The 17,993-nt window shown below is 68.5% G+C and carries 15 protein-coding genes and 1 pseudogene; 9 read left to right on the forward strand and 7 right to left on the reverse strand.

All coding sequences use genetic code 11. From position 1 onward, the window contains the following. The first annotated feature begins 148 nt into the window (after positions 1 to 148). Both ACIQ0W_RS11390 and ACIQ0W_RS11395 read left to right on the forward strand, forming a co-directional pair. Positions 149 to 1,609, forward strand: a complete 1,461-nt coding sequence (locus ACIQ0W_RS11390) for an MFS transporter (RefSeq protein ID WP_396642857.1) — start codon at positions 149 to 151, stop codon at positions 1,607 to 1,609. 51 nt (positions 1,610 to 1,660) lie between these two features. Continuing rightward, positions 1,661 to 2,614, forward strand: a complete 954-nt coding sequence (locus ACIQ0W_RS11395) for an L-lactate dehydrogenase (protein WP_396642858.1) — start codon at positions 1,661 to 1,663, stop codon at positions 2,612 to 2,614. Between the two features lie 94 nt (positions 2,615 to 2,708). Here ACIQ0W_RS11395 and ACIQ0W_RS11400 read toward each other — a convergent pair whose 3' ends face one another. The 3 genes and pseudogenes from ACIQ0W_RS11400 to ACIQ0W_RS11410 all read right to left on the reverse strand — a co-directional run. Further along, complete coding sequence (locus ACIQ0W_RS11400; protein ID WP_396642859.1) at positions 2,709 to 3,920, reverse strand: MFS transporter; 1,212 nt, start codon at positions 3,918 to 3,920, stop codon at positions 2,709 to 2,711. Between the two features lie 122 nt (positions 3,921 to 4,042). Beyond that, a complete protein-coding gene (locus ACIQ0W_RS11405; RefSeq protein ID WP_396642914.1) occupies positions 4,043 to 5,476 on the reverse strand; it encodes a hypothetical protein in 1,434 nt (477 codons plus the stop codon). A 170-nt stretch (positions 5,477 to 5,646) separates the two neighbouring features. Beyond that, a pseudogene (locus ACIQ0W_RS11410) lies at positions 5,647 to 6,078 on the reverse strand (hypothetical protein); the annotation flags it as partial. An 81-nt stretch (positions 6,079 to 6,159) separates the two neighbouring features. On the opposite strand from ACIQ0W_RS11410, the gene ACIQ0W_RS11415 reads away from it, so the two are divergent. Then, complete coding sequence (locus ACIQ0W_RS11415; protein ID WP_396642860.1) at positions 6,160 to 7,125, forward strand: sugar-binding transcriptional regulator; 966 nt, start codon at positions 6,160 to 6,162, stop codon at positions 7,123 to 7,125. Between the two features lie 120 nt (positions 7,126 to 7,245). After that, positions 7,246 to 8,748: a glycerol kinase GlpK gene (gene glpK / locus ACIQ0W_RS11420; protein WP_396642861.1), complete on the forward strand. Its 1,503-nt coding sequence runs from the start codon at positions 7,246 to 7,248 to the stop codon at positions 8,746 to 8,748. Positions 8,749 to 8,838: 90 nt separating this feature from the next. Here the strand turns inward: glpK and ACIQ0W_RS11425 are convergent, their stop codons facing one another. Continuing rightward, positions 8,839 to 10,563 (reverse strand): FAD-dependent oxidoreductase, encoded by a 1,725-nt coding sequence (locus tag ACIQ0W_RS11425; RefSeq protein ID WP_396642862.1) that lies wholly within the window; start codon positions 10,561 to 10,563, stop codon positions 8,839 to 8,841. Between the two features lie 175 nt (positions 10,564 to 10,738). Between ACIQ0W_RS11425 and radA the strand changes: the two genes are divergently transcribed. Next, positions 10,739 to 12,139 carry a DNA repair protein RadA gene (gene radA / locus ACIQ0W_RS11430; protein WP_396642863.1) on the forward strand — a complete coding sequence of 467 codons (1,401 nt, stop codon included), beginning with the start codon at positions 10,739 to 10,741 and terminating at the stop codon, positions 12,137 to 12,139. A 16-nt stretch (positions 12,140 to 12,155) separates the two neighbouring features. Here radA and ACIQ0W_RS11435 read toward each other — a convergent pair whose 3' ends face one another. Together ACIQ0W_RS11435 and ACIQ0W_RS11440 are read right to left on the reverse strand one after the other, a co-directional pair. Further along, positions 12,156 to 12,545 (reverse strand): dehydrogenase, encoded by a 390-nt coding sequence (locus ACIQ0W_RS11435; protein ID WP_396642910.1) that lies wholly within the window; start codon positions 12,543 to 12,545, stop codon positions 12,156 to 12,158. A gap of 81 nt (positions 12,546 to 12,626) precedes the next feature. Next, on the reverse strand, positions 12,627 to 13,328 hold the full coding sequence (locus ACIQ0W_RS11440; protein ID WP_396642864.1) for a hypothetical protein: 702 nt from the start codon (positions 13,326 to 13,328) through the stop codon (positions 12,627 to 12,629). A 446-nt stretch (positions 13,329 to 13,774) separates the two neighbouring features. Between ACIQ0W_RS11440 and ACIQ0W_RS11445 the strand changes: the two genes are divergently transcribed. The 4 genes from ACIQ0W_RS11445 (at position 13,775) to ACIQ0W_RS11460 (ending at position 17,425) form a co-directional block, all read left to right on the forward strand. Next, a complete protein-coding gene (locus tag ACIQ0W_RS11445) occupies positions 13,775 to 14,605 on the forward strand; it encodes a mycofactocin-coupled SDR family oxidoreductase (RefSeq protein WP_396642865.1) in 831 nt (276 codons plus the stop codon). 18 nt (positions 14,606 to 14,623) lie between these two features. After that, the gene (locus ACIQ0W_RS11450; protein ID WP_396642866.1) at positions 14,624 to 15,457 is read left to right on the forward strand and encodes a mycofactocin-coupled SDR family oxidoreductase; all 834 of its coding nucleotides are present in this window, start codon (positions 14,624 to 14,626) and stop codon (positions 15,455 to 15,457) included. A 30-nt stretch (positions 15,458 to 15,487) separates the two neighbouring features. Beyond that, positions 15,488 to 16,441 carry an AAA family ATPase gene (locus ACIQ0W_RS11455; protein WP_396642867.1) on the forward strand — a complete coding sequence of 318 codons (954 nt, stop codon included), beginning with the start codon at positions 15,488 to 15,490 and terminating at the stop codon, positions 16,439 to 16,441. 195 nt (positions 16,442 to 16,636) lie between these two features. Next, complete coding sequence (locus ACIQ0W_RS11460; protein WP_396642868.1) at positions 16,637 to 17,425, forward strand: VWA domain-containing protein; 789 nt, start codon at positions 16,637 to 16,639, stop codon at positions 17,423 to 17,425. 16 nt (positions 17,426 to 17,441) lie between these two features. On the opposite strand, the gene ACIQ0W_RS11465 is transcribed toward ACIQ0W_RS11460, so the two are convergent. Beyond that, a complete protein-coding gene (locus ACIQ0W_RS11465) occupies positions 17,442 to 17,942 on the reverse strand; it encodes an amino-acid N-acetyltransferase (RefSeq protein ID WP_396642870.1) in 501 nt (166 codons plus the stop codon). Between the last annotated feature and the right edge of the window lie 51 nt (positions 17,943 to 17,993).

Consider the following 17,993-nt stretch of genomic DNA (forward strand, 5'->3'; position numbering starts at 1 on the left):
TGAGGTGACGAGATTACGGTCGACACCACGGGTTCTGATCGGGGGTTGACACGGCCGCCGTTCTGCCGCATCGTGGGCGATCGCCTGCGCGCACACATCCGCTCGCGAACTCGCCCACCACAGCCCAGTCGAGGGCTAGGTTGTCCCCATGGCCTCCCCGATGACCCGCCAACAGCGCCTCGTTCTGGCGGTCGCCGTGCTCGCCTCGTTCGTCGCGTTCCTCGACGGCACGGTCGTCACTGTCGCACTGCCCGCGATAGACGAAGAGCTCGGCGGCGGGTTGACCACCCAACAATGGGTGGTGGATGCCTACCTCATCACCCTCGGCGCGCTCATTCTGCTGGCGGGGTCGGTGAGCGACGCATTCGGACGGATCGTCGTGCTGCGGATCGGTCTGATCGGCTTCGGCATCGCCTCGGTCGCCATCGCGGTGGCGCCCGACCCGATCGTGTTGATCGTGGCTCGCGCGTTGCAGGGCGCCGCCGGGGCGTTCCTCGTCCCGAGCTCTCTGGCCCTGATCACCTCGACCTTCCGCGACGCCGCGCAGGGGCGGGCGATCGGCATCTGGACCGCGCTGACGACCTGCGCAATGCTTACGGGACCCGTCCTCGGTGGCATCTTCGTCGACCTGCTCTCGTGGCGCCTCGTCTTCTTGATCAACGTCCTTCCGATCGCGATCACGCTCTGGCTTCTGACGCGCCTCACCCACCGCGACGTTCGGCGACCGGATGCCTCGATCGACTGGCTCGGCGCGGCGCTCTGCACTCTCGGGCTCGGCGGGTTCGTGTTCGCCCTCATCGAGCAACCGAACCTCGGGTGGCGATCCCCCGCCATCCTGATCCCGGGCATCGGCGGTCTCGCCATGTTCATCGCGTTCCTGCTGCGCCAGCGGACCGTGCGGTCGCCGATCCTGCCGCTCGACCTCTTCCGAGTCCGCAACTTCTGGACCGGCAACGTCGCGACCGCTTTCGTCTACGGCGCGCTGAGCCTGAACGGCTTCGTCGTCGGCGTCTACCTGCAGCAGGGCGCCGGCCTGAGCGCCACCCTCGCGGGCCTCGCGAGCCTGCCGGGCACGGTGCTGTTGATCCTGCTGAGCTCCCGCGTGGGCGCCCTCTCGGGTCGATTCGGCCCGCGCCTGTTCATGACGGTCGGACCGCTGGTGATGGCCGCGGGCGCGCTCCTTCTTCTCACCGTCCGCGACGACTTCTCGTATTGGACGCAGGTGCTGCCCGGCATCCTGGTCTTCGGTCTCGGGATCTCACTGACGGTGGCTCCGCTGACATCAGCCATTCTGGGCGCGATCGACACCGATCGCTCGGGCATCGCCTCGGCCGTCAACAACGCCGTGTCGCGCGTAGCCGGCCTGATCGTGATCGCGTTGCTGGCGACGATCGTCGGCGGATCGCTCGACCTCGACGGCTTCCACCGCGCGGCGATCGTCACGGCCGCACTCATGGCAGTCGGGGGGCTCGTCTCGTTCGCCGGCATCCGCAATCCGCCGCGCGCCGGTTCCGCCGACCAGCCGGCACACGACGATTCGGATGCCGCGGCCCCCGCGGACCGCGACCGTGAGAGCGATCCCGGCGAAGCATCCGAAACTTCCCGTTAGTTCTGGCGCCGCCCCCTGCCCCTCGGGGCGGCGCCCTGCGAGACTGACGACATGAGCGCAATCGAGAACTCCAAACTCACCGTCGTCGGCGCGGGCAGCGTCGGAGCAAGCACCGCCTACGCCGCGCTCATCCGCGGATCCGCACGCCATGTCGCCCTGTACGACATCGCCACCGCGAAGGTCGAGGCCGAGGTTCTCGACCTGGCACACGGCACCCAGTTCACCGGCGCAAGCGACATCATCGGCGGCAGCGACCTCTCGGTCGTCGAGGGGTCGCACGTCGTGGTGATCACGGCGGGCGCGAAGCAGAAGCCGGGTCAGTCGCGCATCGAACTCGCCGAGGTCAACGCGGGCATCCTGCGCACGATGATGCCCGAACTGCTCTCCGTCGCCCCCGACGCGGTCTACGTCGTCGTCACGAATCCGTGCGACGTTCTGACGGTTCTCGCACGGGAGGCGACCGCGCTGCCGCCCGAGCGCATCTTCGCCTCGGGCACGGTGCTCGACACGTCTCGACTGCGCTGGAAGCTCGCGGAACGCGCGGGGGTTTCGACCTCGAGCGTGCACGCGTACATCGTCGGCGAGCATGGCGACACCGAGTTCCCGATGTGGTCGAAGGCCACGATCGGCTCGGTTCCGATCCTCGACTGGGTCTCGCCGGGACACCCCCGGATGTCGCAGGACGAGCTCGACGCGATCGCCATCGACGTGCGGGATGCGGCATACAAGGTCATCCTCGGAAAGGGTGCGACGAACTACGCGATCGGACTCTCGAGCGCACGCATCGTCGAGGCGATCCTCAACGACGAGAACGCCGTGATGCCGGTCAGCACCGTCCTGCACGACTTCCACGGCATCGACGGGGTCGCCCTGTCGGTTCCGTCGATCGTCAGCGCACGCGGCGCGGTGCCGATCCGCGAGACGGTCTTCTCGCCGCACGAGCTCGACCTGCTGCGCGACTCGGCCGACGCGCTGCGGACGGTCGCGGAATCGCTGAGGAGCTGACTCGAACAAAGGAGTTCAGCGCCGCGAGAGGATGTCTGGGGCCGAAAGGTCCTCATCCCGCGTCGAAGTCCTCGGTTTCAGGCGCGCCGCGGCGTCAGCGCCGACGCAAGGGAGCTGCGGCGATGCCTCCGGCCACGCCGAACAGCACGACCGCACCCGCCACGACGGCGAGCACCGGCAGCCACGAATCGGCCGCCTCGTGAATCGCGCCCAGGATGATGGGGCCGGCGGCCGCGAGCCCATAGCCGACACCCTGGACGATCCCGGAACGCCCGGCGACCGTGTGCTCGCCGCCACCCAGCGCGCCGATCATGATGAACACGACGGTGAGCCCGCCGCCCTGCGCGACACCCCCGATGATGCACCAGAGCAGCCACAGACCGGGGTTCAGGGCGAACCCGACGGGGATCGCGAGCCAGCCGACCGCCACGAACAACACCCCCGCGAAGATCGAGACACGTGTCGTGATGATCGGCACGAGCAGGGCGCCCGCGATGCCCGAGACCTGGAACACCGCCGAGATCCCGCCGGCGGAGGCGGCGTCGTACCCCGCGTCCTCGAGGAGCGACGGCAACCAGGCCGTGACCCCGTAGAAGCTGAACGCCTGTCCCGCGAAGGCCGCACCGAGCAGCCACGTCGAGGCCGAGCGCGCGACACGCGGATCGACCTCGTCGGTCGGACGCGTCACGGTTCCGCCGCGGGGAAGCAACGCGCCACGGATGCCGCGCAGGCCGAGCCACACGGCGAGCGCGACAACACCGAAGCCGGCCCAGACGACGATCGCGCCGCGCCAGCCGATCTCGGACGCCAGTGGCGCGGTCGCCAGCGTGACGGTCATCGTGCCGATGTTGATCGCCGAGGTGTACAGCCCGGTCATGAAGTGCGCGCGCTCGCGCGGAAACTCCCGGGCGATGATGATCGGCACGACGACGTTGCCGATCGTCAGGAACAGGCCGATGATGGCGGTTCCGACGAGGGCGGCGGTCAGCCCGCCGGCCGAGCGGATGAGGCATCCGGCGATCGCGCCCACCAGGCACAGCGACAGCGCGAAGTCGACCCCGCCCCGTCGAATCACCCACACGGCGAGGGGCGAGCAGATCGCGAACGCGAGCACCGGGATGCTCGTCAGCAACCCCACGACCGGGGCGGTGACACCGAGGTCGGCACCGATCTCGCCCGCGACGGGGGCGACCGCCACGATGGGGGATCGCAGCAGCGCGGCGGTGAAGAGGACCGCGACCGACAGCGCGACGAGTCGTCTGCCCGTGAGCGCGGAGGGGGGCGGGTTCAGCGGAGACGAGGACACCACGCCCACGCTATCGATACCTGCGCCCCCCCAAGTCACGTCGGTGCCGACGCCGAAGCGCCGGCACCGACGACGGTAAGGCCCGTCGCCGACACCGGCGCTTGCGGTCAGGTCGGATCAGTTCAACGCACCGGTGCGGTCGCGTCGACGTTCACCTCGGCATCCTGCAGCGCGCGTGAGCGACGACGGACAACGACGCCGATCACGAAGAGACCGACAGCGAGAAGGATCGGCAGGATGATCCGCGCGAAGAACGCGAAGCCGCTCCATTCCATGACCAGACCCTGCGTCGCCGTGCCGCCGACCACGTTCCACGTGATCAAGAGCGCGGCGGTGAAGGCTCCGACGTAGATCGTCCCCGTGCGGTGGAAGAAGTACGTCGACAGCACACCGACCAGCGCGAGCACCGGGATGAAGGGGTAGGCGACGATCGTCAACAGCGACTCGTTCGGGAATCCCAGCTGTCCCGAGACGAACATCGGGATGTAGGCGATCGCCTCAAGCACGACGAGTCCGGCGGGCAGAACGATGGCGTTCGCGATCATCTCGGACTTCTCAGAGATGCGTCGGCCTGTCCAGCGCAGCGAATTGTGCATGGTGAACGTCAGCGCCAGGAAGAACAGCGTCAGCGGGATCAGGTAGACCACGAACGTGCCGAACTTGCCACCGCTGATGGGCTGGAGCTGCAGAACGTAGAACCGGAAGTCGCTCTTGAACAACCAATCCGAGACGAGCACCAGGAGGTACGCGGTTCCGACGCTCGCCAGGGCGACCAGCGCAGACTTGCCGACGACCGACCAGCGGAATCCGTTGGGAGTTGTCAGGACGTCGGCCGCACGGGCGGCGCGCTCCGGGGAACGGCGCTTGGTGACGACGCGCACGATGAGGAAGATCACGAGCCCGATGACGCCGTTCAGCAGCGCCCAGACGGCGATGCCCGTCGAGAAGGACTGCGAGAACACCGAGTCCGCCGGGATCCACTGCGCGCCCCAGGTGTTGAGCGCGTAGAAGGTCAGGGCCGGGATGGCCGTCGTGATGACAGCGCTCACGAACCAGGGCCACCACCAGCGACTGCCCGAAGGGGCGGGAACGGCGCGGCGGGCGCGCCCGAAGTACGAGGTCGTCAGCAGCAGGCCGCCGACGGCGAAGATCGCCATGATGCCACCGGCGAGAGCGACGAGCGTGCCGATCTCTTTGATCCACCAGGTCTGTCCGCCGACAGAGCTTCCGCCGTCGAGGGTCTGGTCGAACCAGTCGATGATGTCCTGCGTGGCGCTCAGGTCGTGCGTGGCGCCGGGGTGGTTGTTGACGGGGCGTGCCAACTCGCGGGCGGTACCGTCTTCGATCGAACCGTAGAGCTCACCGGCGACGACCGGCTCATCGGTCCCGAAGAACTCCATGAGCTTGGGGCTGGATTCGAGCTCGTACGAGCTGGTGGCTTCCCACATCGAGCCCGCGAACTCCTCCCACAGCGCGAACACGACGAGCGTGTTGCGGGGGAAGTCGGTCGTCCCCGGAGGGCCGAAGAATCCCGTCGCCGAGTCCAGCAGAACCATGGACTTGTATCCGTCGGGGAAGGCGACCGCGGCGTTGACGATCGTCGCACCACCGAGCGAGTGCCCGTCATACCGATGTTGTCGGTGTCGACGATGTCGAGCGAGCGCAGGTACGCCAGAGCCGCGGGGCCGTTGAAGCCGTTGGCGAAGGCCGGGGCGTCGGAGCGTCCGTGGCCGGCCTGATCGATGGCGAGCACGACGTAGCCGCGCTTGCTCAGCTCGATCGCCGGAGCCAGCTGCATCTCGCGCGAGTTGACGTATCCGTGCACGGCGAGAACGGCCGGGGCCGGGTTCTCGGCGGTGACGCCGTTGGGCACGTACAGCAAGCCCGAGACGAGGCTGCCGTTCGCGCCGACGAACGATGTGTCGCGCACCTGGACGGATCCGCCGGATGTCTGGGTGAGGGCAGCGGTCGCGCCCCCCGCGAGGACCAGGGCGATGGCGACCGCCAACAGCGACCACAACCTCGCCACATTTCGGGTCAACGTCATGCTGATCTCAACTCCTTCGTCGGGTGCACTGCATCTGCACCTGGTCGGTGCGACGGTCCCGGCCGGCCAGATGCACGAAATGCTGAGGGATGTGCACAAACGTGCACACATCTGTCTCCCAGCTTCGCGAGATGAGCCCTTTTCGTGCCCCGGTGACAGGATGGACGCGCCCCATTGCGAGAGGAACGACCGATGGTCGATGCAGACCGCGACGATGACCGCGCGCGGGCCGCACTACGCGCCGCGCAGATGTACTACGTGCAGGACCTCACGATGGAAGCCATCGCCAGCGATCTGCACACGTCTCGCTCGACCGTTTCGCGTCTGCTCAGCCACGCCCGCTCCAGTGGCCTCGTGGACATCCAGATCCGCTCTCCCTTCGACGCCGCGACCGAACTCGAGCGGGGGCTCGAGGCACGTCACGGCATCGCCGTGCACGTCGTTCCTTCGCCGCAGAACATCAGCGATGTCGACCGCCTCGACCGTGTCGCCCTCACCGCGGCGCGTCTGCTCGCGCGATTCGTCGACTCCAACATGACCCTGGGCGTGGCGTGGGGGTCGACCGTCAGCGCGATCAGCAGGCATCTGGTCCCGAAGGACACGCACAACGTGACAGTCGTCCAGATGAACGGCGCCGGCAGCTACCTCACGACCGGCATCGACTACACGAGTGAGATCCTGCGCCGTTTCGGCGACGCCTATGGCGCGAAGGTGCAGCAATTCCCGGTGCCCGCGTTCTTCGACGACCCGGACACCCGGTTGGCGCTGTGGCGTGAACGCAGCACCCGCCGGGTCCTCGATATCCAATCCCGCATGGACCTCGCACTGTTCGGACTCGGGTCGCCGTTCGCGGGCGTGCCGAGCCAGGTCTACATCGGCGGCTACCTCGACGAAGCGGACTTCGCGAGCCTGACCGAAGAAGACATCGTCGGCGACGTCGCGACGGTCTTCTACCGCGCCGACGGAAGCTGGCGAGACGTCTCCCTGAACCGCCGCGCAACCGGTCCTGCGTTCGACGAGTTGCGACGTGTCGCACGCCGGGTGTGCGTCGTAGCGGGCGAGCAGAAGGTTCCCAGCCTGCGAGGCGCCCTCGCCGCCCGGCTCATCACGGACCTCGTCATCGACGAGGGCGCGGCCCGCAGGCTCGCCGCATCCTGAGCCGTCGATTGCGCACGTTCGTGCATCGGCTGGCAGAAGGCGTGCACGCCTCCTAATCTGGACCCGGCCCACCATCGATGAATCCGCAGCCGGGCGCCGACGACGAAGGAGTACACGTCGATGACTTTCATCCTCGCGCTCGACCAGGGCACGACGAGCACCCGCGCGATCGTCTTCGATCACGACGGGCGCCGCGTCTCGGTCGGCCAGCTGGAACATCAGCAGATCTTTCCGCAGGCAGGCTGGGTCGAGCACGACCCGCTGGAGATCTGGCACAACGCCCAAGAGGTGATCGGCGTGGCACTCGCACGCGCCGACATCACGCGCCACGACATCGCCGCCGTCGGCATCACGAACCAGCGCGAAACCGCCATCCTGTGGGACCGCCGCACCGGCAAGCCTGTGCACAATGCGATCGTCTGGCAGGACACGCGCACGCAGCAGATCGTCGACCGGCTCGCCGCGGACGGCGGCATCGACAGGTTCCGCGCCCGCACAGGACTCCCCCTCGCCGCATATTTCTCGGCGACGAAGATCGCCTGGGTGCTCGAAAACGTTCCCGGCGCTCGTGCGCTCGCAGACGATGGACATCTCGCCTTCGGGACTCCCGACACCTGGCTGCTGTGGAACCTGACGGGCGGGCCCGAGGGCGGCGTCCACGCAACGGATGTCACGAACGCGAGCCGGACGCTGCTGCTCGACCTGGAGTCTCTCGATTGGCACCCCGAGCTGCTGAGCGCCTTCGACATCCCGTCGTCGATCCTGCCCGAGGTGCGCTCGTCCTCCGAAATCTATGGCACGGTCGAATCATCGAGCCTGCTGCGCGAAGTGCCGATCGCGGGCATCATGGGCGACCAGCAGGCGGCCACGTTCGGGCAGGCCGCGTTCGCGCGCGGCGACAGCAAGAACACCTACGGCACAGGGAACTTCCTCGTGATCAACACGGGGGAGCGCCCCGTCATCTCGAACAACGGTCTGTTGACGACTGTGGCCTATCGACTCGGTTCGGGGGCGACGGCCTATGCGCTCGAGGGGTCGATCGCGGTCACGGGGTCGCTCGTCCAGTGGCTGCGAGACAACCTCGGCATCATCTCGTCGGCGTCCCAGGTGGAAGAGCTCGCACTGGCGGTCGAAGACTCGGGCGGAGTGATCATCGTCCCCGCCTTCTCGGGACTGTTCGCGCCCCACTGGCGCCCGGATGCTCGCGGCGCGATTCTGGGCCTCACCCGCTTCGCCGATCGCCGGCACATCGCGCGCGCCGCCCTCGAGTCCGTCGCCATGCAGACCCGCGAGGTCGTGGACGCGGCTGCCGTCGACACGGATGCCCCGATCACCGAGCTCCGCGTCGACGGAGGGATGGTTGCGAACGACACGCTCATGCAGATGCAATCCGACGCGCTCGGCATCCCCGTCGTGCGACCCGCGATCGCCGAGACGACGGCACTCGGTGCGGCCTTCGCGGCGGGCCTCGCGGTGGGCTTCTGGTCGGGTCTGCCCGAGCTGTCAGACCTGTGGCAGGAGGACCGCCGCTGGGAACCCCGCTCGTCCGAGGCGGAGCGAACCCGGATGCTGCAGCGATGGCAGAACGCGGTCGCCCGCACGCTCGACTGGCCGCAGGGTTGAACTCGCGGGCGGTGATGTCGCGCGTCACCGCTGAGCCACGGCGCAGCGCCTGAGCCTGCGGAATCGGCGCTCAGCGGCCGAGCGCGCGACTCAGCGGGCGGTGCGCCGCCGCTGCCCGGCTCGCTCCGGCGCCACGCGCGGGCTGACGCCGTGGGCAGCCTGCAGGTCATCGAGCGAGAGCGAGCGCTCCTCCTCGACGCGCGATGCATCCCAGCCGGCGGCATCCGCGAACGCGGCGAGCGTGTGTTCGAAGACGTCGCTGGTCAGGTCACCGGTGTACGTCACGTCGGTGCGGCGCAGCAGGACGTCGTTCAGCCGGGTCGCCTTCTCGTGCTCGACGAAGTACGCGACCTCGCGCGATGACAGACGGTCGCCGAGGATCGGCTCGTCGTGTGCGTCGGCGAGGAAGTTCACGACCTCCCGCGCTCTCGTGCCATAGCGCTCGAGCAGGATGCGCCCCCGTTCGAGCGACACTCCGCCCAACTCGGACCGGATCCAGGCATCCTTCGCCTCGGGACGCGGGTAGTTCCGGCCCCCGCCGATCGAGACATCCTCGGTCGACGCGCTGCGCTCACGCTGCAGTAGCGCGAGCACGCGGTCGGCGAGCTGCTCGCCGAGAGCCCGGAACGTGGTCCACTTGCCGCCGACCAGGTTGAGCATCGGGGCGCCCGGGCCTTGCGAATCAACGATGCGGTAGTCGCGCGAGACGAACCCGGGCACCATGTCGTCGTGGCGCGGCAGAGGACGGATGCCCGAGAAGCGGTAGACGATCTGCGACCGGTCGACCCGCACGTCGGGGAACACCTGCCCGACGAGCTCGAAGAAGTAGTCGACCTCTTCTTCTGTGCAGACCGCCCGCTCGCCCGGATCGGCCTCGAGGTCGGTCGTCCCGACGAGCACGCGACCCTTGAGGGGGTACACGAGCACGATGCGACCATCCTGGTGCTCGAAGAAGATCTCGCGGCCACCCGTTGCGGCGAGCAGTTCCGGATTGTCGAGAACGACGTGCGAACCCTTGGTGCCGCCCATCAGACTGCTCGGTTTGCCGAGCGCCCCGGCGGTGAGGTCGGTCCAGGGTCCGGATGCGTTCACGATCACGCGGGACGTGATCGTCTGCTCCGTGCCGGTCAGCGCGTCGCGAACGATGACACCGTTCTCATCACCACCGACCGCCTCGACGTAGTTGAGAGCGGTCGCCTGCCCCGCCGCCGCGCCGGACGCCTCACCGTCGAGCGCGACGTCGAGCGCGAGCCGCTCGGGGTCGCGGAGGGATGCGTCGTAGTAGGTCGCGGTGAAGCGGAAGTCCGGAGCGAGCTCGGGCAACTCGCGGCGGGATGCACGGCGCCCGTGGAAACGGTGGCGGGGAACCGAGCCGCCGTCGCGGGAGAAGAGGTCGTAGATCGTGAGACCGATCTTGATGAGCACTGCACCTCGCGCCTTGGGGCTGCCCTGCTTGTGCGTCAGAAAGCGCAGCGGCGCCGCGAGGATCCCCGAGAACACTCCCTGGATCGGGATCGTCGTCGCCAGCGGCGAGACATGGTGGGGGGCGATGCGCAGCAACCCGTTGCGCTCGCGCACGGACTCGCGAACGAGTCGGAATTCGCCGTTCTCGAGATAACGGATGCCGCCATGGATCATGTGGCTGGAGGCCGCACTCGCGCCGGAGGCGAAGTCGTTTCGCTCGACGAGCAACACTCGAACACCCTGCATCGCCAGGTCTCGGAAGGTGGCGAGGCCGTTGATTCCTCCGCCGATGATCAGCACGTCGTAGTCGGGACGGTCGAAGGCTGCTTGAACTTCGGGGCGCACGCTCATGGACTTCCTTTCTCCTCGACAAGGCTGACTGGTGGAGAACAAATGCGCAACCTGTCTGCACGAACGTGCGTATGCGCATTCGCGAACGCACAACCGCGCACGTAGCGGCGCTGTCGGTCGGCGACGCACCGGGCTACCGCGACGGGATGTCGGAGCCCGCGCCTAACCTGGGCCCATGGCAACTCGAAAGCCCAGCACGGCCTATCGCTGCGCGGAATGCGGGTGGACGAGCGTCAAGTGGGTGGGTCGTTGCGGCGAGTGCCAGCAGTGGGGCACGGTCACCGAGGTTGCGGAACAGACCGGCATCCTGCGCGGGTTCACGCCGCACGCGCCCACCGCCGATCGCGTCGCGCGTCCGATCACCGACGTTGCGACGATCGAAGCCCCGCGCCGCCCGACGGGGGTCGGCGAATTCGACCGCGTCCTCGGCGGCGGACTCGTCGCCGGCGCGACGATTCTGATCTCGGGCGAGCCCGGAGTCGGCAAGTCGACGCTGCTGCTCGAGGTCGCCGCACGCGCCGCCCGCTCCGGCCGACGCGTGCTGTACGTGAGTGCCGAGGAGTCGACGGCGCAGGTGCGGCTCCGTGCCGAGCGCACGGGCGCCCTGCACGACGAACTCTTCATCGCGAGCGAGACCGACCTGGCGACGCTCGTCGGGCAGATCGACCAGGTCGTCCCGACGCTTCTGATCGTCGACTCGGTGCAGACGGTGTCGTCCTCGCTCAGCGAGGGGCTCGCGGGCCATCCGAGTCAGGTGCGCGAAGTCGCGGCCACCCTGGTCCGCATCGCGAAGGAACGCGATCTGCCGGTCCTGATCGTCGGCCACGTCACCAAGGACGGCTCGATCGCGGGCCCCCGGCTGCTCGAGCACCTCGTCGACGTCGTCTGCCACTTCGAAGGCGACCGTCAAACCTCGCTGCGCTTCGTACGCGCGCTGAAGAACCGCTTCGGGCCGACGGACGAAGTCGGATGCTTCGAGATGACCGGCGACGGCATAGCCGAGGTCCCCGACCCCAGCGGGCTGTTCCTGGGCCATGGCACTCCCGTCAGCGGCTCGTGCGTCACGGTCGCGCTCGAAGGCCGTCGCGCCCTGCCCGTCGAGATCCAGGCCCTGGTCAATCCGAGCTCGACCCCGAACCCCCGTCGGGTCGTGAACGGCGTCGACTCTTCCCGAGTCGCGATGATCCTCGCCGTTCTCGAACGTCGCGCCGGGCTGAAGCTGAGCGCCCTCGACGTCTATGTGTCGACGGTGGGCGGAGTCCGGCTCACCGAACCGGCAGCCGACCTGGCTATCGCGTTGGCCATCGCCAGTGCTCTCGGCGAGTTCGCCATCCCGCACCAGGTTGCGGCAGTCGGCGAACTGAGCCTCTCGGGCGAGATCCGAGCGGTCGCGCAGCTGTCACAGCGGCGCAGCGAGGCATCCCGTCTCGGTTTCGTGCACTTCGTCGATGCCGCGTCGAAGCACCTGCCTGCGGCGCTGGACACCGTCCGCGGCCACGCCGACCGTGCCGCGCGTGGCGGGCGCGGTCCGCTCGATCGTCAGAGCCGGGGGCCGAGCGACGTTCCGGAGTTCTGACCCCACAGCGCGGCGGTCAGCCGGCGAGAGCGTCGATCAGGTCCGCGGGTGACGCCTGCATCGGGTGGGGACCCGCGATGTCGATGAACACCGTCGTGATCACCTCGCGATGGGTCCGCAGGAATGCGAGCAACCAGCCGGGCGACTGCAGGCCGATCGCGGGCGGAAGGTTCTCGGGCTTGTGGGCCGCGTCACTGAACAGCAGAAGCGCGATTTCGCCCGTGTTGGGGTCGCGGTAGGTCCACACCTCGCCGACATCGAGCGGATTGTCGCGGTCGGTCGGAGCCATCAACGGCACGACGGTGTTGCCGTTCCGCAGCGCCAGGGCGACCGCCGCCATGTCCTGCTTCGCGAGTGCCTGGGCCAGCGCCTCGGCTCGGAAAACTGCGGCGTCCGCCTTCTTCACACGCCCCTTGGACGTGCCGGGTTTGCCGCTCTTTCCGGATCTACCGCTCTGTCGCACCACCCTTCCAGGGTAGCCGGGGCGTCAGTAGAGCAGGATCTGTCGCGACGTCTGCGACGGGATGCCGCCGATCGAGACATCCAGGTGGTACGACGATCCTCCGCCCGGCGCGCGCTGCCGGTCACCCTCGCAGGTGTCGACGGACGATCGGGTGCGGTCCCACGCGATCGGCGCCGAACTCTCGACGACCTGCCCGGCCGCCAACGTGACGACCATGTCGCTCGGTGCAGCCTGACAGTCGGTCGAGCGCCACCAGGCATCGTTCCCGCTCGTGATCGTGAAGCTCTGCTGCGTCGTGCCGACGTTGATCGTGCACGGCGTGGCGCTGGTATTCGTGAGGCGGATGCTCAGCTGGGGGACCTCGCCCGCCGCGTAGGACTCTTTGTCCGTCAGCGCTTCGACGAGCGCGCTGTCTGCGGCACAGGCCTCGGGGGTCAGTTCGGCTGCAGCTTCCGTCGCGGCTTCTTCCGGTAGGGCATCCGCCGGATTGGATCCGCCCGTCGCAGCAGGATCGGGCAGCGTCGGTGTGGTGTCGCTCGGCGAGGGTGACGGCGAACTCTGGCTCGCTGCCGGCGTCACGGATTCGGCGGATCCACGCCACGGCTGTGCGACGAGCAACCAGACGACCAGGGCGACGATGACGAGCAACCCGATCAACACAACGGCGCGCCGCCGTCGGTACACCGCGGGCGACGGACGTCGCCGTCGCGTGCCTTCGCTGCTCATGCATTCAGGCTAAGCGCGGGTTGCCCAGTCCCCGGCGCGGCACGCCCTCCGCAGCGACACCCGGTGCGTGCGGGACCGCGGGCGCGAGGCCGGGCATGCAGCACGGGCATGCAGTTGCGCGGGCACCCTTCCATTCGGCACCGAGTGTCATTAGCATCGATTTACACCCGCAGGGCGCGACGCAGATGTCCGCCCGCAAGGAGCATCCGATGGATTCGCAGACGACGTCGTCATACTCTCAGACTCCCGCGAACGTCCATCGCTTCGTCGTTCCATCCGCAGTCGGATGGGCTGTCCGGCCGCGCGACCCCCGATCCGGAGGCGCCTGCACCGTCTGACACCCGAACCCCGACTCCCTCCGCGGCCCGACGATGCGCCGCGCCGGTCTCGTGACCTCACAACCGAAAAGAGGCTCGCCGTAGCGCGAGGAGAGAGAGGAGCAGGCTATGGGAAGGGTCGAAGGCAAAGTCGCCTTCATCACAGGAGCGGCGCGCGGGCAGGGACGCTCGCACGCCGTGAGGCTGGCACAAGAGGGAGCCGACATCATCGCTGTCGACGTCCTCGAGGAGATCCCCGGGGCGCCCTATGGGCCCGCGACCGAGGAAGACCTCGCCGAGACGATCGCACAGGTCGAGGCTCTCGACCGCAGGATCGTGGCCCGCAAAGCCGACGTACGCGATCAGTCGGGCCTGAACGCCGCGCTGGAGGCGGGCATCGCCGAACTGGGTCGACTAGACATCGTCTGTGCCAACGCGGGGATCTCGACCTCGATGGCTCCGGCGCAGGATCTGTCCGAGGAGATCTGGCTCGACATGATCGACGTCAACCTGAACGGGGTGTGGCGCACGTGCAAGGCGGCGATCCCCCACCTGAAGGCCGCCGGCGGCGGGTCCATGATCCTCACCAGTTCGGACGCGGGTCTGTTCGCGTTCCCGAACATCGCCCACTATGTCTCGGCCAAGCACGGGGTCGTCGGCCTCATGCGCACGCTCGCCCTGGAGCTGGCACCGGACATGATCCGGGTCAACAGCGTGCACCCCACGGTCGTGGACACCCCGATGGTCAACAACGAGGCGACGTTCCGGCTGTTCCGGCCGGACATCGACGACCCCGGCGTGGAGGACTTCAAGGAGGCCGCGACGATGATCAACGCGCTCCCGATCCCCTGGGTGGAGGCCGTCGACATCTCCAACGCCGTGCTGTGGCTCGCGTCCGACGAGGCGCGCTACGTCACGGGTGTCGCCTTGCCGGTCGATGCCGGCGCAAACGCCAAGTAGGGAGAGAACGGAAACATCATGGGAAGACTGGACGGCAAGGTCGCCTTCATCACCGGAGCGGCGCGCGGTCAGGGACGATCGCACGCGCTTCGGATGGCCCAGGAGGGCGCCGACATCATCGCTGTCGATATCGCGCAGCAGATCGAGACGGTGCCGTACGCCACCGCAACGGCCGAGGATCTCGCCGAGACGGTGCGCCAGGTCGAGGCGCTCGATCGACGGATCGTCGCCAGCGAGGCCGACGTGCGCGATTATGACGCACTGAGCGCCGCCGTCGACGACGGGGTCGCTCAACTTGGGCGGCTCGACATCGTGAGCGCGAACGCCGGAATCTTCTCCAGCGCGACCGCGGACGAACTGACGGATACGGCGTGGAACGACATGATCGGCGTCAACCTCACCGGTGTGTGGCACACCGCCAAGGCAGCGATCCCTCACCTGAGGGCGGCTGGCGGAGGGTCGATGATCCTGACGAGTTCGACGGCGGGGATCAAGGGATTCCCGAACTTCGTGCACTACGTCGCGGCCAAGCATGGTGTGGTGGGGATCATGCGCACCCTCGCGCTCGAGCTGGCTCCGGACTTCATCCGGGTCAACTCGGTCCACCCCACGAGTGTCGACACCGACATGATTCAGAACGACTCGCTGTACGCGCTCTTCGCCCCGGATCTGCCGGTCGAGGAGCGCACGCGCGAGACGATGGGTGGCCGGTTCCAGTCGCTCAACGCGCTGCCGATCCCCTGGGTCGAGCCGGTCGACATCTCCAACGCTGTGCTCTGGCTGGCGTCGGACGAGTCCCGCTACGTCACGGGAGTCATGCTGCCGGTCGACGCGGGGTCCACGCAAAAGTGACGGGTCCCGTGAGATGACAGGCCTCGTGAAATGACAGTGGACGAGGTCGCAACGGCGCCCACGGATGCCGCTGAGCTCCAGCGCAGCCGCGGGCGCATCGCCCGCCACCTCGTCGGGCGCGAGCGTGAGTTGGAGCTCACGCTCGCGGCCGTCGCCGCGGGGCGGGACATCGTGCTCGAGGGGCCTCCCGGGACGAGCAAGACGACCATCCTCGGCGCAATCACCGAGGAATGGGGCATCCCGCTGCTGTTCGTTGAGGGCACCGCGGATCTGACGCCCGCGAAGCTCGTCGGACACCACAACCCGGCTCGCGTGCTGCGAGAGGACTACTCGGCCGACAACTTCGTGCCGGGTCCTCTGGTCGAGGCGATGCAACGCGGCGGATTCCTGTACATCGAGGAGTTCAATCGCGCGCCGGAGGACACCCTCAACTCACTCCTGACGGCGATGGCCGATCGCTCGCTCGCGATCCCGCGGGTCGGGCGCATCCGGGCCGAACCGACGTTCCGCGTGATCGCGTCGATGAATCCGTACGACAACGTCGGCACGACGCGCCTCTCGACCAGCGTGCACGATCGCCTGAACCGCCTATCCGTGGACTATCAGGACGCGGATGCCGAAGAGCGCATCGTTATCCTGCGCACCGGCGCGGATGCCGGGGGCGCGGCCTCTCTCGGCGCACGCCTCGTGCCGGACGCCGTCGCCGTGACGCGTGCCACGCGTGATCACCCCGACATCCGTCAGGGTTCCAGCGTGCGCGGCGCGATCGACACCGTGCTCGTGGCCCTCCGCTTGGCCGCCCTACGCGACCTCGACGATGCGGACTCGCCCGCGTATCCCGAACTCGTCTACGACGCGATGATCGTGGCCCTATCCGGGCGCATCCACCTGGACGAGGCGGTCGACGCAACTCCCGAGCGCGTTCTCCGCGAGATCTGGGAGGACCGGTTCGTCCTCGAACCGCACCGCGCCGATCCGGGTTGAAGAGAGGTTGCCGCCGACACCCCCATTCGCGGGGAGCGGCGCAGGTCGGCGACACGCGGGATGCCGCTCCGGCGCACGCCGAAGAAGCTGGACACACCGCCCACACTCTTCGACGCGTCACCCGGGGCCGGCGGGATGGTGTTGCGCGGAGACGGCTCCGCGCGCTCGTCCGCCCCGGCGCGGCCGACTGGCACGGTGCGCGGCGAGACCGACGAGGTCGGTGCGCTCGTCCCGCTCCCCGATGAGGCGCCCGAGCCGGATCCGACGGTGCGCGCGCGTGCCCGCGAGATCGCGGCGCGACTCGCTGTGCCCCGCGCGCGGCGGGATGCGACCACGCGCCGCGGGGTGGGCGACTTGGCGAGCCTGCCCTACCGCGGCGCCTCGGACGACATCGACCTCGACCGGACCATCGAGATCCTCGCCGAGCGCCCCGTCCCCGACGACGACGAGGACATCGTCGTCCGTGAACGGGTGCGCACGCGGCGCTCCGTCGTACTCCTCGTCGACGTCTCGGGATCGATGCGCGGCGAGCGGATCAAGACGGCAGCGGCCACCGTCGGGGCGCTATCGGCGGAGCTGTCCCACGACGACCTGGGTCTCGTAGCGTTCTGGTCGGATGCGGCAGTCCTCCTGCCCCTCGGGTCACCCGCCAAGCCCGCCGAGATCATCGACGCCATCCTGCGGATCCCCGCGCGCGGCCTCACGAACATCGCGTTCCCGCTCGAGGTAGCGGCGCGACAGTTGGCGCGGGTGCCCGCCCGCGATGCCCGCGTCCTCCTGCTCTCGGACTGCGTCCACAACGCCGGTCCCGATCCGCGTCCGCTCGCGGCACGACTTCCGCGGCTCGACGTGCTCCTCGACGCGACGGGCGAGAAAGACGTCGAACTGGGCCGAGAGCTCGCTGCACGAGGACGCGGGCTCTGCCGCATCATCCGTGGCTACCGCGATGTCGCGCCCGCCGTGACGCGCTTCTTCGCGTCGTAGCGGGGCGGGTCGGACGCTAAAGCGTTTTGAGCATTCGGGTGTTGCCGAGGGTGTTCGGCTTGACGTGCGCAAGGTCGAGGAATTCGGCCACACCCTCGTCCGGACTCCGGAGCAGCTGCGAGTAGACGTCCGGCGGCACGACCTGCTCCCCGATGGGAGTGAATCCGCGGGCCGAGAAGAAGTCCACCTCGAACGTCAGACAGAACAGCCGCGTCAACCCGAGCTGCCGGGCGTTGCTCTCGAGGGCTTTCACGATGCCCTTCCCGACGCCGCGGTGCAGCCAGTCATCCGTGACGATCAGCGTGCGGACCTCACCGAGGTCCTCCCACATGACGTGCAAGGCTCCGCAGCCGACCAGCTGCCCGTCGGCCTCGGCCACCACGAACTGCTGCACCGATTCGTACAGCACGACCAGGTCCTTGCCGAGCAGGATGCGGCGCTGCACGAAGGGCTCGAGCATGTCGCGGATGCCGACGACATCCGTCGTCCGCGCTGCCCTCACCGTGAAATCGCCCATCCGTTCAGCCTATCCCCCGCGCCTCCGGTCGCCGACGGCGCGCGGTCTCGG

Origin of the sequence: Microbacterium sp., assembly GCF_044340635.1 — a bacterium.
Lineage (GTDB): Bacteria > Actinomycetota > Actinomycetes > Actinomycetales > Microbacteriaceae > Microbacterium.

Bases quoted from the DNA above. Each gene is read 5' to 3' on its own strand.
- ACIQ0W_RS11425 (WP_396642862.1), bottom strand. From the start codon at position 10,563: ATGAGCGTGCGCCCCGAAGTTCAAGCAGCCTTCGACCGTCCCGACTAC.
- ACIQ0W_RS11390 (WP_396642857.1), top strand. From the start codon at position 149: ATGGCCTCCCCGATGACCCGCCAACAGCGCCTCGTTCTGGCGGTCGCC.
- ACIQ0W_RS11465 (WP_396642870.1), bottom strand. From the start codon at position 17,942: ATGGGCGATTTCACGGTGAGGGCAGCGCGGACGACGGATGTCGTCGGC.
- ACIQ0W_RS11405 (WP_396642914.1), bottom strand. From the start codon at position 5,476: ATGGTTCTGCTGGACTCGGCGACGGGATTCTTCGGCCCTCCGGGGACG.
- ACIQ0W_RS11415 (WP_396642860.1), top strand. From the start codon at position 6,160: ATGGTCGATGCAGACCGCGACGATGACCGCGCGCGGGCCGCACTACGC.
- glpK (WP_396642861.1), top strand. From the start codon at position 7,246: ATGACTTTCATCCTCGCGCTCGACCAGGGCACGACGAGCACCCGCGCG.
- radA (WP_396642863.1), top strand. From the start codon at position 10,739: ATGGCAACTCGAAAGCCCAGCACGGCCTATCGCTGCGCGGAATGCGGG.
- ACIQ0W_RS11440 (WP_396642864.1), bottom strand. From the start codon at position 13,328: ATGAGCAGCGAAGGCACGCGACGGCGACGTCCGTCGCCCGCGGTGTAC.
- ACIQ0W_RS11445 (WP_396642865.1), top strand. From the start codon at position 13,775: ATGGGAAGGGTCGAAGGCAAAGTCGCCTTCATCACAGGAGCGGCGCGC.
- ACIQ0W_RS11450 (WP_396642866.1), top strand. From the start codon at position 14,624: ATGGGAAGACTGGACGGCAAGGTCGCCTTCATCACCGGAGCGGCGCGC.
- ACIQ0W_RS11395 (WP_396642858.1), top strand. From the start codon at position 1,661: ATGAGCGCAATCGAGAACTCCAAACTCACCGTCGTCGGCGCGGGCAGC.
- ACIQ0W_RS11455 (WP_396642867.1), top strand. From the start codon at position 15,488: ATGACAGTGGACGAGGTCGCAACGGCGCCCACGGATGCCGCTGAGCTC.